Here is a 2,063-nt window from a genome sequence, read left to right as displayed (position 1 = left end):
ACTCTGATAAGACAATAGGTCACCTTGGTTTGGTAGTTGGTAGTTACGATGAGTTACATATCGGAACTATAATCGATCGCCTGATCCCCAAAAATGGTCCACATACTTTTAGTCATGGTGACATTGTCAAGGCAATGACTATCAATGGTCTGGGTTATATTGAACGTCGTCTCTATCTTTTTCCCGCCTTCTTTACCGATCTATCACTCAAACGTCTCTTCAATAAAGATATCACTGCAAATCAACTGAATGATGATGTCATGGGTCGTACTCTCGATGGCATTGCGGCATTTGGCCCTACAGAACTATTCAATCACATCGTTTCCGACTGTTTGGAACGAGATCAATTCGCTATCAATCTTGTGAATGCCGATACCACAAACTTCAGTGTTTATGGGGATTATGATTCAGACAGCAATACTGAGGATATCGAGATCACCTATGGTCATCCGAAAGATGGTCGGTGGGATTTGAAAAGATTCGTCCTTGGGATGTCTACAAACCAGTATGGAATCCCCCTGATGCTTCAGACTTTTTCAGGCAATGAATCAGATAAAAAGTCCCTGCTCCGAATGGTGACTGGAATTAAGGAGAACCTGAAAATAGGTGAAAAAGTTCTCCATGTGGCAGATGCTGCATTTTATACAGAAGAGAATCTCCAGACGCTAGGGATTCATACCTTCTGGATCAGCAGGGTTCCAATGGTAATATTAGAGGCTGATGAACTTCGGAGAATCGACGAGCCTTTTATCTCTTGTAGTGATGCTCGCTACTCACATTATTCTTCATTCTCTGATTATGCCGGAATTCTCCAAAAGTGGTATGTCTTTGACTCAAGTGAACAACAAAAACGTAAAGAGATCACATTTGAGAAGAAGATCGAGAAGGAACTAGATAAATCTCGGAAATCTCTAAAACACTTGACTTCAAAACGCTTCGCCTGTGAACCTGATGCACAAAACGCTATCAATGACTGGATCGTGAAACATCCCTGGATAGAATTTGATTCATGTTCGGTTAAAAAGGTCCATGAAAGGGTTGAAAAGAAAAGGGGACGACCGGCCAAAGATGAGACACTTATTATAAAATACGCCATTGAAGGAGGTATCTCTCTAAACAAAGGATATGTTGAGAGGGAAAGAGCAATTCTTGGCCGATTTATTGTAACTACAAATGATCTCGATCTAGATCCTGAATCTGCTTTGTCATACTACAAGGGGCAGTACCAGGTTAAAAAAGGATTCAGATTCCTCAAAGACAAAACATTCAGAGTATCTGAAGTGTTTTTGAAAAACATTGGACACATACAGGCACTCGCCATGATCATGGTACTCTGTCTGTATGTGTATGCAGTTTCTGAGTATAAACTCCGGAAAAGCTTAAAGGAGTCAAATGAGACTGTGCCAAGTCAGATCGGGAAACCAACTAAAAACCCAACTATGAGATGGGTATTCTTTTTGTTCCGGAGAGTCGGGGAATTATCATTAAAGATTGAAGGAAAGGTCGTAACGAAAGTTCTTAATTTGGATGACACGATTCGGAAAATTCTTAAATTGCTGGAACCAGAGTATGAAAAATATTATTTTTCTTAAAGGACCGCGGAATGTGGGATAATTGCTTAAGAATTTTTTATATCCTTGTGAGTGAAACATTATGCCCTTATAGAACACAATCTATAATCCGGTCAATCGGAGCAGTGATGATACGAATATTATATGTCGATGATTCACGGGAAATATTGGATATTGGGAAAGCATTACTGGAAATGAATCCCGATTTCAGAGTAGATATCACCTTATCAAGTACCAATGCTCTGACTCTCCTGAAACAAAATACATATCACGTCATCATCTCTGATTACTTTATGCCTGATAACGACGGGATAGTATTCTTAAAACAGGTTCGAAAATATAATAAAACCATCCCCTTTATTGTCTTTACAGGAAGGGGAGATGAATCAACAGTAATAGAAGCGTTAAATAGTGGAGCTGATTTTTATCTCAAAAAAGGCCCTGAAGTCAGGACACTGTTTACAGAAATCTCTCAAATCATACACATATTAG

At 39.3% G+C, this 2,063-nt stretch carries 2 protein-coding genes; both read left to right on the top strand.

From position 1 onward, the window contains the following. Nucleotides 1–14 precede the first annotated feature (14 nt). Nucleotides 15–1,592, top strand: coding sequence for an IS1634 family transposase (locus VN429_RS05655; protein ID WP_325630763.1), 1,578 nt, complete (start codon nucleotides 15–17; stop codon nucleotides 1,590–1,592). A gap of 107 nt (nucleotides 1,593–1,699) precedes the next feature. Next, nucleotides 1,700–2,063: response regulator (locus tag VN429_RS05650; RefSeq protein ID WP_325630761.1), on the top strand; the 364-nt coding region annotated here is incomplete at its 3' end.

Source organism: Methanospirillum sp., assembly GCF_035560735.1.
GTDB lineage: Archaea > Halobacteriota > Methanomicrobia > Methanomicrobiales > Methanospirillaceae > Methanospirillum.
The sequence above is the reverse complement of the archived record's forward strand: the minus strand, read 5'-3'. Positions and strand labels throughout refer to the sequence as shown.